The following is a 25,925-nucleotide window of genomic DNA, read 5'->3' as shown; positions in this document are numbered from 1 at the left end:
TGCCGATCCATCCGTCCGCGGACATACCAAGCCGCTTACCCGGATCAGCAAAAAGCGGCCGACCGGGTCTTGGTCGGCCTTCTAGCCTATTTTGCCTGATATGTAAGGGGGAAACGTCGATTTCCTACATCGCAATGGGCTGAACGCCGATCAACCATTCGTGCAGTTTCAGGATGAAAGCGCCCCACAGAACGATGCCGCCGACAATGGCGATAAGATCATAGCGGCTTGAAACGAAGTCACGGACCACTTTTTCACCAGCGCGTTCGCGACGCTTCAGCGAAATCCGCATCACCACGCCCCAGGCGAGGAACGATGCGAAGAGCAGGATCGAGGATGTCTCGCCATTGGCCAGAAGATGCGCCAGCGCCCAGATTTTGACCGAGAGGATGAGCGGATGTTTCGTCTTCGTTGCGATATGGCCAGCCGGGATGAAGCTGGCGACAAGACAGATCATCGCGAGCAGCATCAGGGTGACGGCGATATGGCTCATCCAGACCGGCGGATACCACAACATGCCGGTCTCCTGCCGTGCTTCACCGAAGGCATAGATGACGAGTCCGAGCGTGACGAGGCTGACAACGGAATAGACGCCCTTGAAAGGCCCTTCGCCCATCGTCGCGATCATGCGGGCGCGAAATTGCGGCGCGACCACCTTCAAAAGATGCGTCAGCAGGAACAAGGCAAGACAGAGTGCGAGAAAAAGCATGGAATACGGTCCCCCGGTGGAACGAAGCGGCCCTATCACCGCGGTTGATAACAGGAATTAGGCCGAAAGCCATGAAAACGCCAGCCACTTCAAAGCTTCGCCTTATTCCACCCGCAAAAGGCCACGGTGTTTCATATGACGGATGACTGATGTTTCGCCCCTTTGCCGCTTTTTCCCTGTCGCTTCTCACCGCCCTTCCCGCTTTTGCGCAAGAGGCTGAGAAGCCGAAGCAGCTCGTGATCGTCTCCTTCGACGGCGCGGGCGACAATATGCTGTGGGAAAGAAGCCGGGCGACGAGCAAGCAGGTCGGCGCTCATTTCACCTATTTCCTCGCCTGCACGCTTGTCATGGACAGGAAGACCAGCGCCAAGACCTATCAGGGACCTGGCCAGAAGGCCGGCCGTTCCAACGTCGGTTTCGGCCAGTCACCGGAAGAGGTGGAGACAAGGCTCAGAAACATCTGGGCCGCCTATCGCGAGGGTCACGAGATTGGCAACCACACCTGCGGCCATTTCGATGGCGGCCAGTGGACCGCGGAACAATGGGACGGCGAATTCACCACCTTCACCAGTACGCTGGAAAATGCCTGGCAGATGATCGGCAAGAAGGGCGAGGAGCCCGAGGGCTGGCGCGAGATGGTCAAAAACATCAACGGTTTCCGTGCGCCTTATCTGTCGCAGGGTCCGGCGCTGACTGCCGCCCAGAAAAAGCACGGTTTCGTTTATGACGCCACCAGCATCACCAAGGGGCCGGAATGGCCGGTGGAGCGCGACGGCATAGAGCATTTCGGCCTGCCGCTCATTCCCGAAGGTCCGGGCAACCGCCCGATCATCGCCATGGACTACAATCTCTTCATCCGCCACTCCATCGGCGTCGAGACGCCGGATCGTTCGAAGGAATTCGAGGAGCGCGCCTATACGGCCTTCCGCAACGCATTCGACAGGCAATATAATGGCGAGCGCATTCCGCTACAGATGGGCTTTCATTTCGTGAAGATGAATGGCGGCGCCTATTGGAACGCCTATGAGCGGCTGCTGCGCGAAGTCTGCCGGAAACAGGATGTGGCCTGTGTGAGTTATGCCGAGGCGATGCCGATGATCGAGGCGCGCAGGAAGCAGAAGACCGAGGGTTAAAATCTCTGAACTTATGAAAAAGGCGGCTAATTGGCCGCCTTCTTGTTTGCTCAGGGGCGGTTGGCATTCAACTCGCCGCCTTTGGCTTCTCGCAGTAGATATCGCTGGTCAATTTCGGGAAGCTCCTGCCCCTCGATCGCCGCTTCGAAGGCTTTCAGACGTTTGTAGATCGACAGGAGTTCGACAATGGTCGTCCAAGAGTTCACGAGATACTGGAACGAGCCGCGCACCTGTTCGAAAACATTCAGGACCTGGTTCATAAGTCCGAGCGTGACCTTGCCGGCGACGATCGACGGGATGAGAACCAGCGTGCCAAAGATGTTGTCCGCCTGCAGATAAAAAATGCGGGCGACGTTGAAGTACAGATAGTGGAAATAGAGGCGGAAATAATTCTTCCGCACATTGGCAAACAACTCGCCGATCGTCAGAGGATCCGCGCGCTCTTCATGGTCTTCGCCATAGACCAGCTCCTTACGATAGGCAGCCTCCACGCGCTGATTGCGGAACTCCAGCCCGGGCAGCTTGATACCCACGAGCGCGAGAAAAACCGTGCCGAACACTGACCAGACGATGGCGGCCCACACGAGAGCATGGGGCACGGCTCCGAAAAGCGGCAGGTCCGTAATCGTTTCCGAGAATGTGAACAGCACCGGCAGGAACGCGATCAGCGTCATGATCGCCCGCACAAACCCCACACCCAGTCCTTCGACGGTGGAAGAGAAACGCATGGTGTCTTCCTGCACACGCTGCGAGGCGCCCTCGATGTGGCGAAGCCGATCCCAGTTCGACATATAAAATTCGTTCATCGCCGTGCGCCAGCGGAAGATATAGTGGCTGACGAAAAACAGATTGAGCACACCGACGAAGATGGCGACGAAGGCGATACCCGCAAAACCGAGCGACCCCATGTAGAGTTGTTCGGCCGTCACAGGCGCCGTCCGCGCCAGAGCCTGCTGGATAAGGTCATAAAACGGCCCATACCAGGCATTCACTGCAACACTCACCTGCACGGAAAAATAGGTCGCGAAGATGATCAGCGCCGATCCAAGAACCGACCAGTTCTGCCAGCGATGCGGATGATACCAGAACCAGAACGCGGAAAAGATCAGCGCGGCAACGGCATAATAAATATAGAACCACAAGAACGGGGTGGACCAGAAAACCGAAACGCCGATGACCGGCTCTTGTCCGGCAGGCAGAGGCGGCAGACCAATTATGGCACCCCAATTGCGGCCGCCGGCGTACCACACGCCGATCATGGCCATCGCCCAGACGAAGGCCGACGTGAAGAACAATTTCGGTTTGGGAAAGAAGCAATGAAACACGTTTCGAACTCACGCGCGTTTGAAATCAGCCATTATTGGCGAAGCACTAGATGGCCCGAACCTAGGGCAGAAATTTGTGCACAGCAATGAAGAAGCACTGACCTTAACAAGATGTAAGGCGCAGACGGCGGGCGACGCCCCCCGGAAACAGCGAATGAAAGGTGGAAGAGACGGTCAGCGGCCTAGCGCTGCCGCTCCGTGGCGAGCACCGGCAACATCAGCAGAATGCTGACAACGAGCACGGCGGAAGCGAGAATGCTGGGCGCGGTAAAACTTCCCGTCACCTCGGCAATCCAGCCGGCGGCAAGCGGCCCGACGATCTGGCCCGTGCCGAAAGCGGCCGTCATCAGCGCAAAGGCGCGACGTGGGCTCGGGCCTGCAAATTCCCGGCCGAGTTGCAGGCCATAAGCGGTGATGACCATGAAGGTCAGCCCGAGAAGCAGGCCGCCGGCGAGAACGCCCGGCACCGGCGGCAGCATCACCGAAGCGAAGACACCGACAGCTTCCAACGCCAGCACGATAACGAAAGCGCGCTTTAGCCCCTGCGATTTCAACACCGGTTTCCACAGGAACAGCGAAATGGCAGCTGCGCAGCCGGTGATGAACCAAGCCAGAAACTCCACGAAAGCACCGGCAGCGGCCATCCGGGCAATCGCCACGATAAAAGTGGCGGTGATGACGTAACCGAAGCCGAAAAGCCCATAAGCGAGCGTCGTCAGAAACAGGGGCCTTGTCCAGACAAGCGGCGGTTCCGCCGCCGAAGATGCATGCCGCGGCGGGCCAGCGGGAAGCACGCGAAAGACAAGGAGAAAGGTGAGAAAGGAAAAGACCGCGCCGGCAATCCATTCCTCTCTCCACGAGGAGCCGCCGCCGTCAAAAACGACGCCAATCAGATAGACCGCAAGCGAGGAGATCGCGATACCGGCCCCGACACCGCCATAATGCAGCGCCTGAACGCTGTCCCTGCCCGCCTTGACGGCATGGCCGATAACGATCTGCGAGGTGAAGATCATGGTCATCGCACTGGCGACGCCGGCCAGAAACCGGATGACGGTGAAGGCCGCGACGGAATTGAAAGCCGCCATGGCAAGCAACAATGCCCCGGTGGAAAACAGGCCGCAAAGCGCCACCAGCCGTTCCCGCCCCGATCCCCACGAATAGGCCGCCAGAACCGCCCCGGCCAGATAACCGGCGAAATTCCCGGCCGCCACGATACCCGCATCCCCCGCCGAAAGCGGAACGTCGGCCATCATGCCAGGCAGGATGGGCGTGAAGGAAAAACGGCCGAAACCCATGGCGGAGGCCATCATCAGCGCCCCGGAAAATCCGAGTGCAGTCAGATGTCTGACGGAAAGTGGCTTGTCGATGCTCATGCATGGCTTATCGCAACCGGGCAGATGGCGGACAAGCGAGTTATTTTGATCGGCGTTATAAGCGGTCGTTATCGGTCACGCGGTGAGCGGCGATGCGTTCCGAGGGTGCCGTGTATTCTTCTCCCCGAGGGGGAGAAGGTGGCCCGAAGGGTCGGATGAGGGGGCAAGCTCTCCGAAATCCGGCGAGGGCGCCCCCTCATCCCGCTGCCGCGGACTTCTCCCCCTCGGGGAGAAGAAACAAGCGGCACGCGCTCGCTCCGACCTTAAAAGTGAGGGTGACGGAGGCAGATGTAGCCGTCACTCCGCAAGCGTCAGCACCAGCGGCCCGTTTTTCGTCGCCACCACGGTATGCTCATATTGGACCGTCGGCGCGCTCGGGTCACTATAGAGCGTCCATGGATCATCGTCGCCGTCCTCGGCCCAATAGGCCCCCGTCGAAAGAAACGGCTCAACGGTGAACACCATGCCTTCCTGCATGATGCGGCGCTCGTCCTTGTCCGGCCAGGTCGCCAGTTCCTTCGGCTCCTCATGCAGGGAACGGCCAATGCCGTGGCTGGCGAGATTGGTGATCAGCGTGTAGCGGTTCTTTTTGGCAAAGGCACCGATGGCATTGCCGATATCGGCGAAGGGCCGACCGGTTTTCACCTGCTGCAGGCCTGTCCACATGGCGCGCTTGCCATCGCGGCAAAGCCGCTCGATTTCCTTTTTGACAGGCGGCACGGCGAAGGACGAACCTGTATCGCCGAAAAAGCCGTTCTTCACCGCCGAGACATCGATATTGACGAGATCCCCCGCCTTGATGATGCGCGGGCCGGGAATGCCATGGGCCACTTCCTCGTTGACGCTGATGCAGGTCGCGCCGGGAAACTTGTAGCAGAATTCCGGCGCCGATTGCGCACCGTTATCTTCCAGCACCTTACGGCCGATGGCGTCCAGCTCGGCCGTGGTGATGCCCGGTTCCAGCGCGTCCGCCATTGTCTGCATGGCAACGGCGCACAAGCGGCCGATATCCTTCAGCAGATCAAGTTCTTCTTCGGTGGAAATGACCATGTCTCTGTCCGTTATTGTGTATGGCGGGTCTCGAAACGCCCACCTTGGTAATCATTAGGCCGTGGCTTTCACCGGATCGGCGCTCCCCGTCAATTCTTTTCTGACGAGTGGGGCGACTTTCGTACCATAAAGCTCAATGCCGCGCATGATCTGGTCATGCGGCATCAGGCCGATGGCCATCTGCAACAGAAAGCGATCATTCCTGAACACGCCATGCGCCTTGATGATCTTTTCCGCCACCAGCTCCGGCTCACCGAGGAAGAGATTGCCCTCCGGCCCGCGTGCCGCATCGAAATGCGCGCGGTTCGTCGGCCCCCAGCCGCGTTCGCGGCCGATGCGGTTCATCACCTCCGCCTGCGGTCCGTAAAATTGGTCCGCCGCCTTGTCGGTGGTGTCGGCAATGAAGCCGTGCACATTGATGCTGGTGCGCAGCTTGGTCTTTTCCTGGCCCGCCCGGCGCGCGGCCTCGTGGTAAAGATCGAACAGCGGTGCGAAACGGCGATATTCACCGCCGATAATGGCAAGCGCCACCGGCAGGCCCATGGCGCCCGCCCGCGCCACCGATTGCGGCGTGCCGCCAACCGCGATCCAGACCGGCACACGCTCCTGCAACGGACGCGGATAAACACCGCGACCATTGATGGCCGGATGTTTGGTGCCGGACCAGGTGACGATTTCCTGTTCGCGCAGCGCCAGCAGCAGATCGAGCTTTTCGGCGAAGAGCACGTCGTAATCTTCGAGATCGTAACCGAACAGCGGGTAGGATTCGATGAAAGAACCGCGCCCGGCCATGATCTCGGCACGGCCGTTCGAGAGGAGATCGACGGTCGAGAACTGCTGGAACACGCGAACGGGGTCATCTGAACTCAGCACCGAAACGGCGCTCGTCAGGCGAATATTCTTCGTCTTTACCGCCGCCGCCGCCAGCACGGTGGAGGGAGAGGAAACGACATAATCCGGACGATGATGCTCACCCAGGCCAAAAACATCGAGCCCGACCTGATCGGCAAGCTCGATCTCTTCGATGAGTTCCCGCAGCCGGCGTGCTCCCTCCGGCCCGCGGCCATCGGCGGGGTTGGGATTGACATCCGCGAATGTGTAAAGACCGAGTTCCATAAACGATACCTCTGTTTGCTTGCCTCAGAGATAGGGACGGAAGCCCCCGCAGGCAAACGCAAAATCTGCCGCAAAATCTGGATGCTTGGCGTCGAAAAAATCGATGGTCGCACCCACACGAGCCGCCTTGCGCGCTCAATCCTAAATGGCGATTGCCAGCCTGCCCCCTTTGGGCATAGGCTGCTTAAATATGTGCGAAGTAATGCAAAAAGGGGAAAGCATGCATCGGACAGTTATCGTGACAGGCTCCACAAGCGGCATCGGCCTTGGCATTGCCCAGCGATTTGCGCGCGACGGCGCCAATATCGTGCTGAACGGCTTCGGCGATGAGGACGAAATTGAGAAGTTGCGTCTGCTGCTGGAGGCCGAAAGCGGCGGGCGCGTGCTTTATCACCCTGCCGATATGACGAAACCGGACGAGATCGCCGATCTCATTCAATCCTCGCACGAAAAGCTCGGCTCGGTGGATGTGCTCGTCAACAATGCCGGTATCCAGCACATCGCGCCCATCGAAGAATTCCCGACGGAAAAATGGGACTGGATCATCGCCATCAATCTGACCAGTTCCTTCCATACCATGCGTGCTGCGATACCGCTGATGAAGAAGGCCGGAAAAGGCCGTATCATCAACATCGCATCCGCCCACGGCCTTGTCGCCTCGCCGTTCAAATCGGCCTATGTGGCGGCCAAACACGGCATCATGGGCCTGACGAAAACGGCGGCGCTGGAGCTTGCGCAGACCGGCGTCACCGTCAACGCCATTTGTCCCGGTTATGTGCTGACCCCGCTGGTTGAAAAGCAGATACCTGAGATGGCCAAGGTGCGTGGCATCAGCGAAGAGGCGGTGAAGAACGATGTGATGCTGGAGTTGCAGGCAACCAAGCAATTCGTCACCGTCGACGATGTGGCCGCCGCGGCCATCTTTCTGGCAAGCGATGCCGCCAGTAACATCACCGGCACCCATATTTCCGTGGATGGCGGCTGGACGGCGCAATAATTGCTGCATTTTCTTTCCGATTTGGAAATAATGAATTGCCAAAACGGAAATCGATATGCGCGCGGCGGCGTGCATATGATGCGCAGGGATAATGACAAGAAACCGGCTCGGCAGCCGGTCAAAAAAAGCAGGGCATTGCATGAACGACGCGATCAGTTTCATCCTCAACAGCGAAACCATCTCGCTGAAGGGTTTCGGACCGACAGACACGCTTCTCGATTATCTCCGCATCAACAAGCGGTTGACCGGGACCAAGGAAGGCTGCGCCGAAGGCGACTGCGGCGCCTGCACGGTGCTGGTCGGGCGGCTTCTTGATGGTTCGCTCCGGTACGAAAGCGTCAATGCCTGCATCCGCTTTTTAGGTTCGCTGCACGGCGCCCATATCGTCACGGTGGAGCATCTGGCCGCGCGCGACGGCACGCTGCACCCCGTGCAGCAGGCGATGGTGGATTTCCACGGCTCGCAATGCGGTTTCTGCACGCCGGGCTTCATCATGTCGCTCTACGGCCTGTGGCTATCAAGCGAAAACCCCGGCGGCGCCGACATCGAAAAGGCGCTGCAAGGCAATCTCTGTCGATGCACGGGCTATGAGCCGATAGTCCGCGCCGCCGAAAAGATCGCCGCCGCGCGCCCGAGCGCCCTCTTCGACCCGCTGCAACGCGACCGCACCGATATCATGGCAAGGCTCTGGGCGATCCGCGCCAATGAAACGATCACCGTCACCCACGGCGAGGGCCGCACCATCATTCCAGCGACGCTGGCCGAGCTGACCGAGATTTACGCTGCCGAACCGAAGGCGACCATCGTGGCCGGCTCCACCGATGTCGGCCTGTGGGTAACAAAGCAGATGCGGGCGCTGAACCCTGTCATCTTCATCAACAATCTCGGCGACCTGCAAACCATCACCGTAAGTGAAGACGGCATCACGCTGGGCGCTGGCGTGACCTACAGCCAGGCCTTTAAGACCATCGCGGAGCACTTCCCGCCGCTTGCCCGGTTGTTTGATCGGCTCGGCGGCGAACAGGTGCGCAACATGGGCACCATCGGCGGCAATATCGCCAACGGCTCGCCCATCGGCGACACCCCACCGGCGCTGATCGCGCTTGGCGCGACGCTGACCCTGCGCTCGTCCTCCGGCAATCGCAGCCTGCCGCTGGAAAGCTACTTCATCGATTACGGCAAACAGGACCGGCTGAGCGGCGAATTCGTCGAGAAACTCTTCATTCCGTTTCAGAAACCGGAAAGCCACTACGCCGTCTACAAGATTTCCAAGCGCCGCGACGAGGATATTTCCGCCCTCTGCGCCGCCTTTAATCTGACGTTAGATGCCGAGGGCACCGTCGAAGACATCCGTATCGCCTTCGGCGGCATGGCCGGCACGCCGAAACGCGCTGCACATCTGGAGGCAGCGCTTCTCGGGAAAGAGTGGTCGCAGGAAACGATCGATGCGGCGCGCGATGCGCTGGATGAGGATTTCACCCCGCTGACGGATTGGCGCGCGACCGCCGAATATCGCCAACTGACGGCGAAGAACCTGCTGATACGATTCTTCCTGGAGACATCAGGCGAAAAGCAGGAACTTGCGCGTTTCACGCTGGAGGAGGCTTGAACCATGGACACCACAAGCTTCGACAAGACCAAGACCGAAATCGACGGCTCGATGCACACCTCGCTCCGGCATGATTCCGCCCACAAGCATGTGACCGGCAGCGCCGAATATATCGATGACATTCCCGAACCCGCCGGCCTCGTCCACGGCGCACTCGGCCTTGCCGACCGTGCTCACGCGGAAATCATCACGATGGACCTCTCCGAAGTGGAGGCCACACCGGGCGTACTTTGGGTGATGACGGGCAAGGACGTGCCCGGCGAAAACGACATCTCCTCCGGCGGTCGTCACGACGAACCGCTGCTCGCCGAGACAAAGGTCGAATTTCACGGCCAGCCGGTCTTCGCCGTCTTTGCCGAAACCCGCGATATCGCCCGCAAGGCCGCACGCAAGGCAAAGATCACCTATAAGGACCTACCGCATTTCACAGATATCGATACCGCAATCGAAAATGGCGGCGCGCTCGTCATCGATCCGATGACGCTGAAGCGCGGCGATGCCAAGATCGAGATGGATGTCGCACCACGCCGCCTCACCGGAACGATGCGCATTGGCGGACAGGAGCATTTCTACCTCGAAGGTCACATTGCCATGGCCGTGCCGGGTGAGGATGACGAAGTGACGCTGTGGAGTTCCACCCAGCATCCAAGCGAAATCCAGCACATTGTCAGCCATATCCTGCAGGTGCCATCCAATGCCGTCACGGTGCAGGTGCGCCGCATGGGTGGCGGTTTCGGCGGCAAGGAAACGCAGGGCAACCAGTTCGCAGCCCTTTGCGCCATCGCCGCCAAGAAGCTGAACCGGGCCGTAAAAATCCGCCCCGACCGCGACGAGGACATGAGCGCCACCGGCAAGCGCCATGATTTCCGTGTCGATTACGAACTTGGTTTCGATGATGAAGGTCGCATCCACGCTGTAGACGCCACCTATGCCGCGCGCTGTGGCTTCTCCTCCGATCTGTCCGGGCCGGTCACCGACCGTGCGCTGTTCCATGCCGATTCAAGCTATTTCTACCCGAATGTGCACCTCACCTCCCGGCCGCTGAAAACCCACACGGTCTCCAACACCGCCTTTCGCGGCTTCGGCGGCCCGCAGGGCATGCTGGGCGCAGAACGTTTCATCGAAGAAATCGCCTATGCCGTCGGCAAGGACCCGCTCGATATCCGCAAACTGAATTTCTACGGCGAAACCGGCTCCGGCCGCACCACAACGCCCTATCATCAGGAAGTCGAAGACAACATCATCGCCCGCGTCGTCGAGGAACTGGAAACCTCCAGCGACTATCGTGCGCGCCGGCAGGCAATCGTTGAGTTCAACAGGACAAGCCCGATCATCCGCAAGGGTATCGCGCTCACCCCGGTCAAATTCGGCATCTCCTTCACCATGACCGCCTTCAATCAGGCGGGCGCGCTGGTGCATATCTATAATGACGGCTCCATCCACCTGAACCATGGCGGCACCGAAATGGGTCAGGGCCTTTACACCAAGGTGGCGCAGGTGGTGGCCGATGCCTTCCAGGTGGATATCAACAGGGTGAAAATCACCGCCACGACGACGGGCAAGGTGCCGAACACGTCGGCCACCGCCGCCTCCTCCGGCACCGACCTGAATGGCATGGCGGCCTATGACGCCGCCCGTCAGATCCGCGAAAGGCTGGTGAAATTCGCCGCTGAAAACTGGAATGTGCCGGAAGAAGAGGTTGTCTTCCTGCCGAACCGGGTGCGCATCGGGCTTGAAGAAATCGCCTTCAACGATTTCGTCAAAAAGGCTTATTTCGCCCGCGTCCAACTATCGGCCGCCGGTTTTTACAAGACGCCAAAAATCCACTGGGATCGCGCCGCCGGCCGTGGCACACCGTTTTATTATTTCGCCTATGGCGCGGCCTGTTCCGAAGTGTCGATCGACACGCTGACTGGCGAATACCTGATGGAACGCACCGATATCCTCCACGATGTCGGCAAGTCGCTCAACCCGGCCATCGATATCGGCCAGATCGAAGGCGCTTTCGTGCAGGGCATGGGCTGGCTGACCACGGAGGAACTGTGGTGGGACGGCAAGGGGCGGCTACGCACCCATGCACCTTCCACCTACAAGATCCCGCTTGCCTCCGACCGGCCAAAGAGCTTTAACGTCAGGCTGGCGGAATGGGCGGAAAATGCCGAACCCACCATCGGCCGCTCCAAGGCCGTAGGCGAGCCGCCCTTCATGCTGGCGATCTCGGTTCTCGAAGCGCTCTCCATGGCCGTCGCCTCCGTCGCCGATTACAAGGTCTGCCCACGCCTCGATGCCCCGGCAACGCCGGAGCGCGTTTTGATGGCGGTGGAACGGTTGAAGAAGGTGTGAGGGGGAGTATCCATGCGGCCGAGCCCCCTCATCCGGCCCTTCGGGCCACCTTCTCCCCGGCGGGGAGAAGAAATATGCCGCGCCGTCTCGCACGTCCTTAAAACATTTGAGGTGGGCGGAGCCAGTGTTCCGGGTTTCTTCTCCCCGCCGGGGAGAAGGTGGCGCGCAGCGCCGGATGAGGGGGCCAGCCCCAATGCCTGACGCCTCCCTCTCCGCCTTCCTCGCCCGCCCTGCCCCCACCATCCTCGTGGAAATCGAGGCAGTGAAAGGCTCATCCCCACGCGAGGCTGGCACCTTCATGCTGGTCAGCCAGGAAGCCTTGTGGGAAACCATCGGCGGCGGGGAATTCGAATATATGGCGATAGACCACGCCCGCGCCATGCTGCGAACAGGGACGACCGAAGACCGCATGGATATTCCGCTTGGGCCGGAAATCGGCCAATGCTGCGGCGGGCGTACCTTGCTCCGGTTCCGGCTGGTAACGGCAGAGATTGCCGCCGGGCTTGAGGCGCGGCTGAAGGGCGAAGCCGAACAGCAGCCCGCCGTCTTCATTTTCGGCGCGGGTCACGTCGGCAAGGCGCTGGCAGATGCCATGTCGCTGCTGCCCCTGAGCCTGACGGTGGTGGAAACCCGTGAAAGCGAGTTACGCGATCTTCCATCGGCGGTGGGGTCCATCCTCACCCCCATGCCGGAAGCGTTCGTTCCGAAAATCCCGGCAAACGGCGCGGCGATCATCGTCACCCACGACCATGCACTTGATTTCCTGATTGCGAAGGAAGCGCTTGCCCGCGACGATCTCGCTTATGTCGGCATGATCGGCTCGAAGACCAAACGCGCCACCTTCGCCCATTGGCTGGAGCGGGAGGGAGAGCCCCCTTCCCGCCTTGCAAAGCTCACCCTACCCATCGGCGGCACAGGCGTCAGGGACAAGCGTCCCGCCGTCATAGCGGCCCTTGTGGCAGCCGAGTTGCTGCAAGCATTTTCCGTTGCCGAAATCCGTCGCAACGAAAATCGACACGCCCATCCTCAAGACCAAGATCACGCCTGAGCCCATCCGGCAGGCTTTCATCCGCCAGATTGTCGGGTTGAAGGCTTTCAAGGGTAAACCGTTCCGCTGTCCGCAGACCCGCACGCAGGCGGGACCACGCGCGCAAGAGTGCTGTGCGCATGTTCGTCTCCATTCAAAAATGTCAGAAGCTCAGTTGATGAATTGAGCTAAAAATGCTCTGTTTTCCGGAGAAAAACCAATGAAACCTTCGGCAATTGGCATAAAGAGAACTTATCCATGAAAATGTCGCGCCAGTTCCCGCTGAACGCCCTGCGGGTGTTCGAAGCCGCCGCAAGGCATCTCAGTTTCACCAAGGCCGGTGAGGAACTGGGCATGACGCAGACGGCGGTGAGCTATCAGGTGAAACTGCTGGAAGAGAATATCGGCGAACCGCTCTTCATCAGAAGGGCGCGGCAGGTTTCGCTGACCGAGGCCGGGCAGAAACTCGCGCCGAAAGTCGCCGAAGCTTTCAATACGTTACAGGAGGCCGTAGATAATGTGCGTGACACGCCTGACGCCACCTTGACCATCCATTCCACGGCCACCTTTGCTTCGCGCTGGCTCTCGCGGCATCTGGGAGCTTTCCAGCTCGAACATCCTTCCATCGCCGTGCGGTTGGAAACGTCGGGGACATTGATCGATTTTTCCCAATCCGATTGCGATGTCGCCATTCGCTGGAGCAAAGATAACGGCAAAGGGCTTATCTATCATCAATTGCTGCGCGGCGTTTATACGCCGATGCTGCATCCGAGCCTTGCCGAAAGCATCGGCGGATTGCACAAACCGGAAGACCTGCTGCGCCTGCGCATCATCGATCCCGGCGATATCTGGTGGAGCCAATGGTTCCAGGAAGTCGGCGTCGAAAATCCCGGCCTAAATCGTTATCCTCGCAGCCGCCTCAATGTACAGGCCTTCGAAGCCGCCGCCGCGATCGCCAGCCAAGGGGTGGCCATGCTCACCCCTGAACTCTATGCCGATGAGATTGCCCTCGGCCGCCTTTACCAGCCCTTCGAACACCTCAGCAGCGAAGGCAAGAACTATTGGCTGGTCTACCCCGAAAACCGCAGGAACATCCGCAAGATCAAACTGTTTCGCGACTGGATATTGAAGCGGATCGAAGAAAGCCATCCGCAGCAACCGCCTCAAAACCCCATGTCCGGCGCGTAAAAACAGCGCGGCGTATCCTCATCCGGAAACAGGCAGAGATGATATTCGCCATCTTCGGATCGTCTTGCCTCGCGCTGCGACCAGTTGAAGACGTGGCGTCGCGTGACCATGCGGTGATCGCCGGGCGCGAGCGAGACCTCGTAACCGTCGGACGTGACACGAACACTGCGCGTGGGGATCATCTGGCAGTCGCCGGTTTCGGCGTCGCCATTGCAGCAATAGCTTTCATATTTAAACCCCTTGTGGGATTCATGGGCAAGCGCGGTGGCGCTGAACGCCAGAGATAGGAAGAGGACCGTCAGAACAAGGCGCATCGGCATGGTCTCCGTTGAAACAACGGCGGCAGCCGGAAGATCATTGCGTCCCTTTATTCAAATTTCACATCAACACTTACCCGGACACAACGGCGCCGGGAACTGCGATACCTGCCCCCTGATCTGCCCCCACCCAGGGTTCGCAGCGCCCGCTTCCGGAAGAACCGCCAGCGAAACATGTCATGGAAGCCCTGCGTATCGCGCATAAAACCGGAATGGATTTCCGGCAAGACGCCCTACAGGACTCCGCAGCCTTATATTTTAGCACATCAGCAGACTGCACAAAGGATAATAGCTGAGTCGCGTTAGCCAGCTAAGCACAAACGATGCGACAGGAATGAGCTAGTGCAACTTTACCGGGCCAACCCACGCTAAAGGATACAACAAACTGATATTGCAGACACAAGAGCATCGGATTGTGAACAATCGCGCGCCAAGCTTTGCTTTCCCCTTCCCTAAAGGCCAAATTTCTCGCAAGGTGCGCTGCACAAGGATCAGGGGAACCGCATGTACGAATATGCCATTGCGTGGGAATGGATGGCCTTTGCCGTCCGCTGGCTCCACGTCATCACCGCCATCGCCTGGATCGGCTCATCCTTTTATTTCATCGCGCTCGATCTCGGGCTGGTCAAACGCCCGGATATGCCGCCGGGTGCCTATGGCGAGGAATGGCAGGTGCATGGCGGCGGCTTTTACCACATCCAGAAATATCTGGTCGCCCCTGCCCGCATGCCCGAGCACCTGACATGGTTCAAATGGGAAAGCTACGTCACCTGGCTTTCCGGCTTCGCCATGCTCTGCATCGTTTATTATGGCGGCGCCGATCTCTTCCTCATCGATCATTCGGTGCTTGATCTCACCCAGTTCCAGGCCATCGGCCTGTCGCTTGCATCGCTTGCCATTGGCTGGCTGTTTTACGATTTCCTCTGCAAATCGCCGCTCGGCAACAACACATGGGGCTTGATGATTGTCCTTTATGTCGCGCTGGTGGCGATGGCCTGGGGTTATACGCAGGTCTTCACCGGCCGCGCCGCGTTCCTGCATCTCGGCGCGTTTACCGCCACCATCATGTCGGCGAATGTGTTCTTCATCATCATTCCCAACCAGAAGATCGTCGTCGCCGACCTGATCGCCGGGCGCACGCCGGACCCGAAATATGGCCGCATCGCCAAGCAGCGCTCTCTACACAACAACTATCTGACGTTGCCCGTGATCTTCTTCATGCTGTCGAACCATTATCCGCTGGCCTTTGCGACCCAGTTCAACTGGATCATCGCAGCGCTGGTGTTCCTGATGGGCGTCACCATCCGCCACTGGTTCAACACCACCCACGCCCGCAAGGGCAAGCCGACTTGGACCTGGCTCGCGACCGCGCTCATCTTCATCGTCATCATGTGGCTTTCCACGGTGCCGAAGGTGCTGACCGGCGAAGAAGAACAGAAGGCAGCGACGCTTTCGCCGATGCAGCAGCAATTCGTCACCGACACCCATTTCGCCAAGGCCCGCGATGTGGTTCAGGGCCGCTGTTCCATGTGCCATGCGGCCGAGCCGGTGTGGGAAGGCGTGCCCTTCACACCGAAATCGGTGAAGCTCGAAACCGACGAACAGATCGCCGCCCATGCGCGCGAAATCTATTTGCAAGCCGGCCGCAGCCATGCCATGCCTCCCGGCAACATCACCGCCATCACCCCGGATGAGCGCAAGCTGCTGACCGCATGGTATGAAAGTGCGGTTTCCGGGGCTGGAAAAGCCGAAGGAAAAACCGAATGAGCATGGTTCTGCTGCGTGGCCGTCTGCTGAGCTTCCGCCGCGCGCCGCTCGCAATCGACGATACGCAAAGCTATGTCTATATCGAAGACGGTGGCCTGCTGATCGAAGACGGCAGGATCGCTGCCATTGGCGACTATGCCGATATCCGTGAGACAGCCCCCGAAAACGTCGAGGAAAAGGACCACCGCCCGCATCTCATCGTGCCCGGCCTCATCGACATGCACCTGCATTTCCCGCAGATGCAGGTCATCGGCTCCTATGCCGCCAATCTCTTGGAATGGCTGAACACCTATACCTTCCCGGAAGAATGCCGTTTCGTCGAAACTGCCCACGCCCAGCGCATCGCCACGCATTTTTACGACGAGCTTCTGCGCCACGGCACCACCACCGCCGTTGCCTATTGCTCCGTGCACAAGACCTCCGCCGACGCCTTTTTTGCTGAGGCCCTGAAGCGCAACATGCTGATGGTCGGCGGCAAGGTGATGATGGACCGCAACGCCCCGCAAGGACTGCTCGACACGCCGGAAACCTCCTATGACGAGACCCGGCAAGTGATCGCCGACTGGCACGGCAAGGGCCGCAACCACGTCGCCATCACGCCGCGTTTCGCCATCACCTCCACGCCGAAGCAGATGGAAGCAGCACAGGCGCTGGCGCAGGAATTTCCCGATCTCTTCATCCAGACGCATCTTTCCGAAAATCTGGATGAGATCAAATATACCTGCGAGCTTTACCCTGAGGCGACCGACTATACGGATATCTATGTGCGCTACGGCCTGATGGGCGAAAAGACCCTGCTCGGCCACGCCATCCACCTCTCTGACCGCGAGGCAGATGTACTCTCGGAAACCGGCGCGGTAGCCGTACATTGCCCCACCTCGAACCTCTTCATCGGCTCCGGCCTGTTCCCGATGAAAAAGCTGCAACGGCGCGAAAAGCCTGTTCGTATCGCGGTTGCCACCGATATCGGCGGCGGATCGAGCTATTCCATGCTGCGCACCATGGACGAGGCCTACAAGATCCAGCAATTGCTGGGCGAACGTCTCAACCCGCTGGAAAGCTGGTATCTGATGACCCGAGGCAACGCCGAAGCCCTCTCCATGGTCGATCGCATCGGCACGCTGGAGGCCGGCACGGACGCCGACATCACCGTGCTGAACGCCTCCTCGACACCCGCCATGGCGCTGAAGATGGAAGTGGTGAACAGCCTGACGGAAGAACTGTTCCTGATGCTGACCATGGGCGACGACCGCACCGTCGTCGAAACCTACGTGGCCGGTAAGGCGATGAAAAGCACGCTTGCATAGTTCGGCTTGGGCCGAAACATCCGGTCACGATCTCGCTTAAACCAATATCTATGGAGCGAGCGGATGCCCCTTGTTTCTTCTCCCCGCCGGGGAGAAGTCCGCGGCAGCGGGATGAGGGGGCAACGTCGGCGATATTCGGAGAGCTTGCCCCCTCATCCGACCCTTCGGGCCACCTTCTCCCCGGCGGGGAGAAGAAACCGTGCCGCACCCGCTCGCTTCATATGACTGGCTGGCACCCCCCGGCCGAAATGCGAATGAACTCTGGAGTGCCCAATGCCGGATCTAGACCCAACCACCCTGCTCATGATCCTCGCGACCTTCATCGTTGCCGGCATCGTCAAGGGGGTGACCGGCATGGGACTGCCCACCGTCGCCATGGGCGTGCTCGGCCTCTTCATGCCGCCGGCCATCGCCGCCGGCCTGCTCATCCTGCCCTCCTTCGTCACAAATATCTGGCAATTGCTGGCTGGGCCTGATTTCCGGGCCATCGTGAAGCGGCTGTGGCCGATGATGATAGCCATTGTGCTTGGCACCCTCATCGGCATCCGGCTGATGACGGCGGGCACCGGCGTCTGGACCACCTCGGCGCTCGGCCTGTGCCTTGCGGTTTACGCGACGTATAGCCTGCTTGCCAGACCGGTCTCGATTCCGGCAAGGCTGGAACCAAAACTCTCACCCGTCATGGGGCTGGCGACGGGCCTTCTGACCGGCGGCACCGGAATTTTCGTCGTGCCCGCCGTCCCCTATGTTCAGTCACTCGGATTTAACCGCGACGATCTCGTGCAGGCGCTCGGCCTTTCCTTCACCGTTTCAACCATTGCACTGGCTACCGGGCTTGCCTCGCAGAATGCCTTTCACGTCGAGCATCTGTCACTTTCCGCGCTGGCCGTCCTGCCAGCCCTTGCCGGCATGTGGCTCGGTCAGAAGGTTCGCCACATCGTCAGCCCGGCGACGTTCCGGCGTTGGTTTCTCATCTGCCTGCTTCTGCTCGGCTGCGAACTGTTCCTGCGCGCATTTTGGTAACAGTACGGCGACGATTTTGATGTCGCCACCACGCCATCCATGATATGTGAAGCCATCATTCAAATGTGAAGGCTTTATCCATGGGCAAAATCCTGACCATAGCGGACCTGAAGCAACAGGCTCAGCGCCGTGTGCCGAAAATGTTTTTCGACTACGCCGACAGCGGCGCATGGACGGAAGGCACCTACCGCGCCAATGAGGAGGATTTTTCCAAGATAAAGCTGCGCCAGCGCGTGCTGGTCGACATGACCGACCGGTCGCTTGCCACCGAAATGATCGGTGAGAAGGTTTCCATGCCAGTGGCTCTTTCCCCCACCGGCCTGACCGGCATGCAGCACGCCGATGGCGAGATGCTGGCGGCACAAGCAGCCGAAGAATTCGGCGTACCCTTCACGCTTTCCACCATGAGCATCTGCTCCATCGAGGATGTCGCCTCGGTCACCTCGAAACCCTTCTGGTTCCAGCTCTATGTGATGAAGGACCGCGACTTCGTCAACAATCTGATCGACCGGGCGAAGGCCGCCGGGTGCTCGGCACTGGTGCTGACGCTCGATCTGCAAATTCTCGGCCAGCGCCACAAGGATCTGCGCAACGGCCTCTCGGCCCCGCCAAAATTCACCCCGAAACACATCTGGCAGATGGCGACCCGGCCGAAATGGTGCTTGGACATGGCGCGCACCAAGCGGCGCAGCTTCGGCAACATCGTCGGCCACGCCAAAAATGTCTCCGACCTCTCCTCGCTCTCCTCCTGGACGGCGGAACAGTTCGATCCGCGCCTGTCGTGGAAAGACGTCGAATGGATCAAGCAGCGTTGGGGCGGCAAGCTTATCCTCAAGGGCATCCTTGACGAGGAGGATGCGCGCGCCTCGCTCGATACCGGCGCCGACGCCATCATCGTTTCCAACCATGGCGGCCGCCAGCTTGATGGCGCGCATTCCTCCATCGCCATGCTGCCGAAGATCCTCGACGCCGTCGGCGACAGGGTCGAGGTGCATATGGATGGCGGCATCCGCTCCGGTCAGGATGTGCTGAAGGCCGTGGCGCTCGGCGCCAAAGGCACCTATATCGGCCGCCCCTTCCTCTATGGCCTCGGCGCCGATGGCAAGCGGGGCGTAACCACGGCGCTGGAGATTATCCGCAAGGAGATGGATATCAGCATGGCGCTTTGCGGCAAGCGGCTGATTACGGATGTGGATCGCAGCATTCTGGCGTGATGGTGATAACTCAGAGCCAGTGTCTCAGAACGCCCCGTCGTACTTTGCCTCCCTCATCCCTGTGCTCGTCACAGGGAGCCAGCCCAAGTCCTTGGGCCGAAAGGACTCTCCCCGTCGCGCAGACGCGCGCCGGCTGGATTCCTGTGACGGGCGCAGGAATGAGGAAGGGTGCAGGGGTGCCGTTAATGCCCCACCGTCTTCGAAAAAACATTCACAATCACCACCCCCGTCACGATAAACCCGAGGCCGATGACGGCGGCGATATCCAGCGTCTGGCGGAAAACGAAATAACCGATCCCGGAAATCAGCACGATGCCAAGCCCGCTCCAGATCGCATAGGCCACGCCGACCGGCATGGCCCGCAGTGTGAACGACAGCAGATAAAAGGCCGCTCCGTAAAACAGCGCCATCAGCACCGTCGGCAAAAACCGGGAGAATTGCTGCGACTGCTGCAGAAAGGAGGTCGCGATGACTTCGCAGACGATGGCGGCGATGAGCGCTCCATAGGTCAAGACAGCTGCATTCATCACCCTGCATCCTTCTTCGTCTGCGCGATCATGCGCGCTCTGAGAGCCGCCCTGTCGCCACCTGCCCTGCCATCATCGGCCAGAAGATCGGCGAACCAGATGCCGTCAGCGGCAAGCCGCACCAGCTCCAGTACCACCCCATTATCCGTTTCCTTATGACGGGCAAGCCGCCCCTCGATCCAGCTGTTCCACATGCGTCGAAGCGACGGTTCACCGACCATGGAAACCGAAATCGCGGCCCACTGTTTCCCCGAATCCCTGCCCCGATCCGAGAAAACTGCATTCACATAGGCCCTCGTGAAGCGTCCGAAACCTTCACAATCCTGTGAGAGGAGGTCATCGATTTCACAGTCCAAAGCCGCCAGAAGGTCCGCCATGACCGCTTCCAGCAGCGCCTGCTTGGATGGGAAATGATGGAACAACCCGCCTTTCGTCACCCCGGCCGCGTCCGCAACCGCCTGCACCGAGAGCGCCGCAACACCCTGTTCAGCAGCGAGTCTGGCCGCGCAATCGAGAAGATTGCGGCGCACGAGTTCGGGTTGCTTCTTACGTTCATATGCATTTGTCACGACACAAAACATACCGGATGGTTGGTTTCTTTTCAAGGAAATTGCAGACCCGCCCGCCAGCTTGAAATTCATACTTAATTAAGCATGAAAGCGATCTCTAAAGTTTTAGCGGTTTTGTTGCCGGAAAGTGTCAGTAAAACTTCGCCCATCGCGGCGATCGAACAAAAGGGGTGAATTATGTCGGGAACGGTCAAACGGGGAATGGCGGGTGCATGGGTCTTCGCGCTCGCCTTCTTTTGCGCGATCCTCTCATTGCAGGCGTCGCCTGCGCAGGCGGGTTATGCCCATTTCATCATGGACGCCAATACCGGCAAGGTTCTGGCCGCTCGCAACGCCGATGTGCTCAACCACCCCGCATCGCTCACCAAGATGATGACGCTTTACATGACCTTCGAGGCCCTGCATTCCGGGAAACTGCGCTGGGACCAGAAGATAAAGATGTCAAAGAACGGCGCGTCGGTCATCCCCTCGAAGCTCTATGTACGCCAGGGCCAGACCTTCACCGTGCGCGAGGCCGTCTATGGCATGATCGTCAAATCCGCCAACGACATGGCGGAAGGCATGGGCGACCATCTCGGCGGCTCGGAGGCGCGCTTTGCCCAAATGATGACCCGCAAGGCCCGCCAGCTAGGCATGACGAAAACGGTGTTCCGCAACGCCTCCGGCCTGCCCAGCAAATCGCAGGTGACGACAGCGCGCGACATGGCGAAACTCGGCCTGGCGCTGCAGCGTGACTTTCCCAAGGAATACCGCCTCTTCGCCATGGAATCCTTCAGCTTTCGGGGAAAACGCATCCGCGGCCACAACAATCTGATGTATCGCTACAAGGGCATGGACGGCATCAAGACCGGTTACACCAATGCCTCCGGCTTCAACCTCGTCAGCGCCGTCAATCATAATGGCCGCCGTGTCGTTGGCGTCGTGCTAGGCGGCAAGACCGCCCGCAGCCGCGATGCCCAGATGGCCGCCCTTCTCGACAAGGCCGTGCCGCAGGCATCGAGAAGCCGCAATACCGAACAGCTCGTCGCCAGCGCGAGTGTCAGCCGTACCTTCGATGTGCCGCCCGCAGCCGTGCCGCTGCCCATGTTTGCCGAACGCCGCCGCGCAGATCCGGTCGCCATGCAGATCGCCACAGCGAACGATCAGGTGGCCGACATGATGCAGGTTTCAGCCATTCCGCGGCCGGCACCCGCTGCAGCCTCCGTCGGCCAGCGCAGCCGCTGGGAAGTGCAGATCGCCGCCACCGACAGCGAAGCCGCCGCCCGCTCGCTGCTCGCCAATGCCCGCTCCAACATCGCCAGAAACCATGCCGGGATCGCTCCCTATACCGAAGCGGTGCAAAGCGGATCGGCAACGCTTTACCGCGCCCGGTTCACCGGCTTCGAAGACCAGTCTTCGGCGGTTGCCGCCTGCAAGGCGCTGAAGGCGCAGTCCTATGCATGCGTGGTGATGACCAGTGAGGGGTGATCCTTACCGCTTCAGCCAGCCGTTCTCCAATGCATCAGCCAGATAGGGAATGCCGTTGACCCTCGCCATTTCCGACATGGCCAGATTGTCGTAGCGGATATTCCGGAAATAGACCTGCCAGCCGCGCCCGGTCTCTTCCAGCACGGCATAGGTGGCGAGCGCATGGCCCGCCTCGACATGATGATCGAAAGGCGTGTCGTCCTTCCAGCCGGGGCAACCGACGCTACCGGGATTGACGATCAACCGGCCGTTGGAAAGCTGTACCGCACGGGGAATATGCGTGTGCCCGCACAGCATCAGCGGCTGGGAGATACCTTCCGCCCGCTCCTCTATTTCGGTCAGCGGCCGCAGTTTCAGCACGCCTTCCGGCGACAGCGTTTCCAGCCAGTAGTCGAGATCACCAAGCGGCGAGCCATGGCAGCAATAGGCGATATCCTTGAACACCATGCTGAAGGGTAAGGTTTGCAACCAGTCCAGATGGGCGGCGCTCAGCTGCGCATGCGCCGGTCTTTCCCAGCTTCCCATCTCCTCCGGCGCGCGCTCGATCAGTTCCCGGTCATGATTGCCGCGAATGCTGGGAATCCAGTTGCTAACAAGCACGTCGCCGGTAAATCCCGCTTCCAGCGGGCCGCTGAAACAATCGCCGAGATTGACGATGTCCTTGATGCCAAGACGCGCAATATCCTCCAGCACGGCTTCAAGTGCTGCGCAGTTTCCGTGAATATCGGCAATGGCGGCAAAGATCATGGCAATCAGCTTCCTCGATAGGTGGAATAGCTATAGGGCGAAAGCAGAAGCGGCACGTGGTAGTGGCCGCTCTCGTCGGCAATGCCGAAACGGATCGGGATAATGTCGAGAAAGGCCGGCTCCGCCAGCACCACGCCCTTGCCGCGCAGGTAATCGCCGGCATGGAAAACCAGCTCGTATTCGCCGGCCTTGAAACTGTCGCCGACGAGCAGCGGCCCCCCATCGACACGGCCGTCGCTATTGGTCTGCACCGTCTTCAGCTTTTCGCGGCGATCGCCGGAGAGCCGGTAAAGCTCGATCGTCAGCCCTTGCGCGGGCGTGCCATGGGCGGCATCGAGGACATGGGTGGTCAAACCGGTCATGGCTTGGGCTCCGCGATCATATAGGGCTCATCGAAAAAATACTCTTCCAGATTGTTACCCGGCCCATCGCGGTCGGCAACCAGAAAATCCGAAACCGCCTGCAACGGCATCAGCGGATAGTGCCAGACATTGCGGCGATAGTTCACGCCCTGATCGCCCCTCGCCAGAAACACCTGCGGCCGGCCGGGCCGGCCGCCATCGTCATCGGCGACGACCACGAGGAAAGGCCGGCCGGAGAGCGGCGAAAAACTCTGGCTGCCGAGCGGATGCCGCTCCATCATTTCAATCTCGTGCGGAAAGACCCGCGGCTGCCCGCGGAAAATATTGAGGATGACACGCGCACCCTCGCCCGCAGCCTCCGGCGCTGCAAGCGCATGGTGCCGCTCGGTCTGGCCGCCATTGATGTGCCGCATGGAAGAGGGTGTCGTTTCGATCACATCGCCAAAGGATGCGAAAGCCTCTTTGGTGAGAGGTTTTATGTCGAGAAAATCAGTCAAATGTCATTCACCTTGGGCATGCCAGTTTCGGAGAAGGGAGAGACGCGCCTGCAAATCCGGAATGCTCTGCGTTATCGTTTTCCAGACGACCGAGAGTTCCGCCCGGAAATAATCATGCACGATTAGATTGCGCATACCCTTCATCTTGATCCAGGGGATCTCCGGGTGCTGCTGTAAAAACGCGGGGTATTGCTTATCCAGCTTGGCGACCGCCTCGCCAATCACGGCAAGACCCATCATGACCGCCATCTGCGTCCGCGTGTCGGAAGAAAAAGCGGCCTCATCCATATCGTGAACGAAATCACGTATTCTGGAGGCAGCAACATCCATCTCCTTCAGATAGAGCAGAAGCCGATCCGTACTCATACCGCTTTGGCTTCCTTCAGAACCCGCGCCCGTATGTCCGAATGCAGGCCGCCTGAGGTGACGACGTCGACCTCCACACCAAGCAGCGCCTTCAATTCCTCCAGCAAGCCGCCAAGGTCGAACAATGTCGTGCCCGGCAGCGCATCCACCAGAATATCGAGGTCGCTGTCCGGCCGGTCCTCGCCGCGGGCGACGGAGCCGAACACGCGCGGGTTCGCCGCGTTGAAGCGTTTCGTCGCTTCGCGGATCGCTTCCCTGTTCTTTTCCAGCACCTCGGAAGGTCTCATGATCTTCATCTCCAGACGGCACGATTCTAGCAGAACGGCCACCGCTCGCCAATTCAGCCTTCCGGCAGCATCGAGGAAAGGCGCAGCCAGGCGATCTTCTCCACCTGCGCCATCGCCGTCTCAAATTCTTCGGCCGCGGCGTTGCCGATGCGCGTCTCGAAGGCGGAAAGAATATCGTGCCTGTTCAGCCCCTTGACCGCGATGATGAAGGGAAAGCCGAATTTTTTGGTATAGGCGCCGTTCAACGTGGTAAAGCGGGCGTGCTCTTCGGGGGTAAGCCGATCCAGCCCGGCGCCGGCCTGTTCGTTGCGGCTGTCGGCCGTCAACTCGCCCGCAATCGCCAGCTTGCCGGCCAGATCGGGATGCGCCCGCAATACGCCGAGCCTCTCCGCCTCCGAAGCCGCGCGAAACTGAGCGCTGAGCACGGCGTGAACAGCCTTGGCCGTTAGCTCCAAACCCGCTCCGCCGGCGTCATAGGCCCGTTCGGCTATGAAGGGCGAATGTTCGAACACGCCCCCGAATCGGGTGACAAAGTCCTCGCGCGTCACCATCAAAACACCTCCGGCCTGTGATGTTCATGCCAGTGACGGGCGATCTCGATGCGCTGCGGGATCCACACTTTCTCATGACCGAGCACATATTCGATGAAACGGCGAAGTGCCGCCGCGCGCCCGGGACGACCGACAAGACGGCAATGCAGGCCGACGCTCATCATCTTCGGCGCGCCCTCGACACCTTCCTGATAAAGCACGTCGAAGGCATCCTTCAGATAGGTGAAGAACTGGTCGCCGGAATTGAAGCCCTGCGGCGTGGCGAACCGCATATCGTTGGTTTCAAGCGTATAGGGAATGATGAGGAAAGGCTCTTCCTTCGGACCTTTCACCCAATAGGGCAGATCGTCGGCATAGGAATCCGACGAATAAAGGAAACCGCCCTCTTCCATGACGAGGCGCAGCGTATTGTCGGAAGGCTTACCCTGATACATGCCGTAAGGGCGCTCGCCGGTAACCTCCGTGTGCAGACGCACGGCCTCAACGATGTGCTTGCGCTCTTCCTCTTCGGAAAAATCCTTATATTCCAGCCAGCGATAACCATGGCTGGCGATTTCCCAGCCCGCTTCCTTCATCGCCGCTACGGCCTCGGGGTTACGGGCCATGGCGGCGGTCACGCCGTAAACGGTGGTGGTGACGCCAAGCCCGGTGAACATGCGCCACAGCCGCCAGAAACCGGCGCGCGATCCATATTCGTAGATCGATTCCATGTTCAGGTTGCGCTGGCCCGGCCACGGCTGCGCGCCGACGATTTCCGAAAGCAGCGATTCCGACGCCTTGTCATTGTCGAGAATGCAGCTCTCGCCGCCCTCCTCGTAATTGATGACGAATTGCACGGCGATGCGCGCGCCGCCCGGCCATTTCGGATCGGGAACATTGCGGCCATAGCCCACCAGATTACGGGAGTAATTTTCGGAAATCATTCAGCCACCCAGACCATCTCTCCCAAGGCGGAAACCGATTTCGGGAGACATAAAACAGACCTCCGAAGCGCGATGACCCGCAACGGGCACAACACACGCTTCAGATATGCGATATCCGAACGGTAGCATCC

The 25,925-nt window shown here is 59.8% G+C and carries 26 protein-coding genes; 11 read left to right on the top strand and 15 right to left on the bottom strand.

Translation table 11 applies throughout. From position 1 onward, the window contains the following. Positions 1–124: 124 nt before the first annotated feature. Positions 125–709 carry an NnrU family protein gene (locus BS627_RS01465; RefSeq protein ID WP_077981524.1) on the bottom strand — a complete coding sequence of 195 codons (585 nt, stop codon included), beginning with the start codon at positions 707–709 and terminating at the stop codon, positions 125–127. A gap of 149 nt (positions 710–858) precedes the next feature. Here BS627_RS01465 and BS627_RS01460 point away from each other — a divergent pair, with 149 nt between their 5' ends. Continuing rightward, positions 859–1,842: a polysaccharide deacetylase family protein gene (locus tag BS627_RS01460; RefSeq protein WP_077981523.1), complete on the top strand. Its 984-nt coding sequence runs from the start codon at positions 859–861 to the stop codon at positions 1,840–1,842. 50 nt (positions 1,843–1,892) lie between these two features. Here BS627_RS01460 and bacA read toward each other — a convergent pair whose 3' ends face one another. The 4 genes from bacA to BS627_RS01440 form a co-directional block, all read right to left on the bottom strand. Then, positions 1,893–3,167, bottom strand: coding sequence for a bacteroid development protein BacA (gene bacA / locus BS627_RS01455; RefSeq protein WP_077981522.1), 1,275 nt, complete (start codon positions 3,165–3,167; stop codon positions 1,893–1,895). A 182-nt stretch (positions 3,168–3,349) separates the two neighbouring features. Further along, positions 3,350–4,540, bottom strand: coding sequence for an MFS transporter (locus BS627_RS01450; RefSeq protein WP_077981521.1), 1,191 nt, complete (start codon positions 4,538–4,540; stop codon positions 3,350–3,352). Positions 4,541–4,837: 297 nt separating this feature from the next. Further along, positions 4,838–5,590 carry a type I methionyl aminopeptidase gene (map, locus tag BS627_RS01445; RefSeq protein WP_077981520.1) on the bottom strand — a complete coding sequence of 251 codons (753 nt, stop codon included), beginning with the start codon at positions 5,588–5,590 and terminating at the stop codon, positions 4,838–4,840. Between the two features lie 54 nt (positions 5,591–5,644). After that, the gene (locus tag BS627_RS01440; RefSeq protein ID WP_077981519.1) at positions 5,645–6,706 is read right to left on the bottom strand and encodes an LLM class flavin-dependent oxidoreductase; all 1,062 of its coding nucleotides are present in this window, start codon (positions 6,704–6,706) and stop codon (positions 5,645–5,647) included. Between the two features lie 220 nt (positions 6,707–6,926). Between BS627_RS01440 and BS627_RS01430 the strand changes: the two genes are divergently transcribed. The 5 genes from BS627_RS01430 (at position 6,927) to BS627_RS01410 (ending at position 13,870) form a co-directional block, all read left to right on the top strand. Continuing rightward, positions 6,927–7,703 (top strand): 3-hydroxybutyrate dehydrogenase, encoded by a 777-nt coding sequence (locus tag BS627_RS01430; RefSeq protein WP_077981518.1) that lies wholly within the window; start codon positions 6,927–6,929, stop codon positions 7,701–7,703. A gap of 139 nt (positions 7,704–7,842) precedes the next feature. Beyond that, on the top strand, positions 7,843–9,312 hold the full coding sequence (xdhA, locus tag BS627_RS01425) for a xanthine dehydrogenase small subunit (protein WP_077981517.1): 1,470 nt from the start codon (positions 7,843–7,845) through the stop codon (positions 9,310–9,312). Between the two features lie 3 nt (positions 9,313–9,315). Beyond that, positions 9,316–11,655, top strand: coding sequence for a xanthine dehydrogenase molybdopterin binding subunit (gene xdhB, locus BS627_RS01420; protein ID WP_165691097.1), 2,340 nt, complete (start codon positions 9,316–9,318; stop codon positions 11,653–11,655). Between the two features lie 193 nt (positions 11,656–11,848). Beyond that, a complete protein-coding gene (gene xdhC / locus BS627_RS01415; protein ID WP_165691096.1) occupies positions 11,849–12,703 on the top strand; it encodes a xanthine dehydrogenase accessory protein XdhC in 855 nt (284 codons plus the stop codon). Between the two features lie 237 nt (positions 12,704–12,940). Then, a complete protein-coding gene (locus tag BS627_RS01410) occupies positions 12,941–13,870 on the top strand; it encodes a LysR substrate-binding domain-containing protein (protein ID WP_077981515.1) in 930 nt (309 codons plus the stop codon). Here BS627_RS01410 and BS627_RS01405 read toward each other — a convergent pair. After that, on the bottom strand, positions 13,846–14,184 hold the full coding sequence (locus tag BS627_RS01405; RefSeq protein ID WP_162520310.1) for a hypothetical protein: 339 nt from the start codon (positions 14,182–14,184) through the stop codon (positions 13,846–13,848). The genes BS627_RS01410 and BS627_RS01405 overlap by 25 nt on opposite strands. A 507-nt stretch (positions 14,185–14,691) precedes the next feature. On the opposite strand from BS627_RS01405, the gene puuD reads away from it, so the two are divergent. The 4 genes from puuD to BS627_RS01385 all read left to right on the top strand — a co-directional run bounded on the left by puuD (position 14,692) and on the right by BS627_RS01385 (position 19,498). Then, the gene (gene puuD, locus BS627_RS01400; protein WP_077981513.1) at positions 14,692–15,954 is read left to right on the top strand and encodes a urate hydroxylase PuuD; all 1,263 of its coding nucleotides are present in this window, start codon (positions 14,692–14,694) and stop codon (positions 15,952–15,954) included. After that, positions 15,951–17,261, top strand: coding sequence for a guanine deaminase (gene guaD, locus BS627_RS01395; protein WP_077981512.1), 1,311 nt, complete (start codon positions 15,951–15,953; stop codon positions 17,259–17,261). Before puuD ends, guaD begins: the two co-directional genes overlap by 4 nt. Before the next feature lie 273 nt (positions 17,262–17,534). Beyond that, on the top strand, positions 17,535–18,284 hold the full coding sequence (locus BS627_RS01390) for a sulfite exporter TauE/SafE family protein (RefSeq protein ID WP_165691095.1): 750 nt from the start codon (positions 17,535–17,537) through the stop codon (positions 18,282–18,284). Between the two features lie 80 nt (positions 18,285–18,364). Beyond that, on the top strand, positions 18,365–19,498 hold the full coding sequence (locus BS627_RS01385; RefSeq protein WP_165691094.1) for an alpha-hydroxy acid oxidase: 1,134 nt from the start codon (positions 18,365–18,367) through the stop codon (positions 19,496–19,498). Positions 19,499–19,680: 182 nt separating this feature from the next. On the opposite strand, the gene BS627_RS01380 is transcribed toward BS627_RS01385, so the two are convergent. Continuing rightward, entirely contained in the window at positions 19,681–20,025 is a 345-nt protein-coding gene (locus BS627_RS01380) for a DMT family transporter (RefSeq protein WP_077981510.1), read from the bottom strand. Continuing rightward, complete coding sequence (locus BS627_RS01375) at positions 20,025–20,606, bottom strand: TetR/AcrR family transcriptional regulator (RefSeq protein ID WP_077981623.1); 582 nt, start codon at positions 20,604–20,606, stop codon at positions 20,025–20,027. Before BS627_RS01375 ends, BS627_RS01380 begins: the two co-directional genes overlap by 1 nt. A 189-nt stretch (positions 20,607–20,795) precedes the next feature. Here BS627_RS01375 and BS627_RS01370 point away from each other — a divergent pair, with 189 nt between their 5' ends. Then, positions 20,796–22,061 carry a D-alanyl-D-alanine carboxypeptidase gene (locus BS627_RS01370; protein WP_162520319.1) on the top strand — a complete coding sequence of 422 codons (1,266 nt, stop codon included), beginning with the start codon at positions 20,796–20,798 and terminating at the stop codon, positions 22,059–22,061. A 3-nt stretch (positions 22,062–22,064) separates the two neighbouring features. Here BS627_RS01370 and BS627_RS01365 read toward each other — a convergent pair whose 3' ends face one another. From BS627_RS01365 to puuE, 7 genes are read right to left on the bottom strand one after another with little or no spacing between them, the layout of a single operon-like run. After that, positions 22,065–22,808 carry a metallophosphoesterase family protein gene (locus BS627_RS01365; RefSeq protein WP_077981508.1) on the bottom strand — a complete coding sequence of 248 codons (744 nt, stop codon included), beginning with the start codon at positions 22,806–22,808 and terminating at the stop codon, positions 22,065–22,067. A gap of 5 nt (positions 22,809–22,813) precedes the next feature. Then, a complete protein-coding gene (uraH, locus tag BS627_RS01360) occupies positions 22,814–23,170 on the bottom strand; it encodes a hydroxyisourate hydrolase (RefSeq protein ID WP_077981507.1) in 357 nt (118 codons plus the stop codon). Next, positions 23,167–23,667, bottom strand: a complete 501-nt coding sequence (locus tag BS627_RS01355) for an ureidoglycolate lyase (protein ID WP_077981506.1) — start codon at positions 23,665–23,667, stop codon at positions 23,167–23,169. The genes uraH and BS627_RS01355 overlap by 4 nt, the downstream gene beginning before the upstream one ends. A gap of 3 nt (positions 23,668–23,670) precedes the next feature. After that, on the bottom strand, positions 23,671–24,033 hold the full coding sequence (locus tag BS627_RS01350) for a HepT-like ribonuclease domain-containing protein (RefSeq protein WP_077981505.1): 363 nt from the start codon (positions 24,031–24,033) through the stop codon (positions 23,671–23,673). After that, a complete protein-coding gene (locus tag BS627_RS01345) occupies positions 24,030–24,320 on the bottom strand; it encodes a nucleotidyltransferase family protein (RefSeq protein WP_035220685.1) in 291 nt (96 codons plus the stop codon). Before BS627_RS01345 ends, BS627_RS01350 begins: the two co-directional genes overlap by 4 nt. A 53-nt stretch (positions 24,321–24,373) precedes the next feature. Continuing rightward, complete coding sequence (gene uraD, locus BS627_RS01340; protein ID WP_077981504.1) at positions 24,374–24,871, bottom strand: 2-oxo-4-hydroxy-4-carboxy-5-ureidoimidazoline decarboxylase; 498 nt, start codon at positions 24,869–24,871, stop codon at positions 24,374–24,376. Then, entirely contained in the window at positions 24,871–25,794 is a 924-nt protein-coding gene (gene puuE / locus BS627_RS01335; RefSeq protein WP_077981503.1) for an allantoinase PuuE, read from the bottom strand. Before puuE ends, uraD begins: the two co-directional genes overlap by 1 nt. Between the last annotated feature and the right edge of the window lie 131 nt (positions 25,795–25,925).

Origin of the sequence: Agrobacterium salinitolerans, from assembly GCF_002008225.1 — a bacterium.
Lineage (GTDB): Bacteria > Pseudomonadota > Alphaproteobacteria > Rhizobiales > Rhizobiaceae > Agrobacterium > Agrobacterium salinitolerans.
This window is presented reverse-complemented; position numbering and strand designations above follow the sequence as displayed.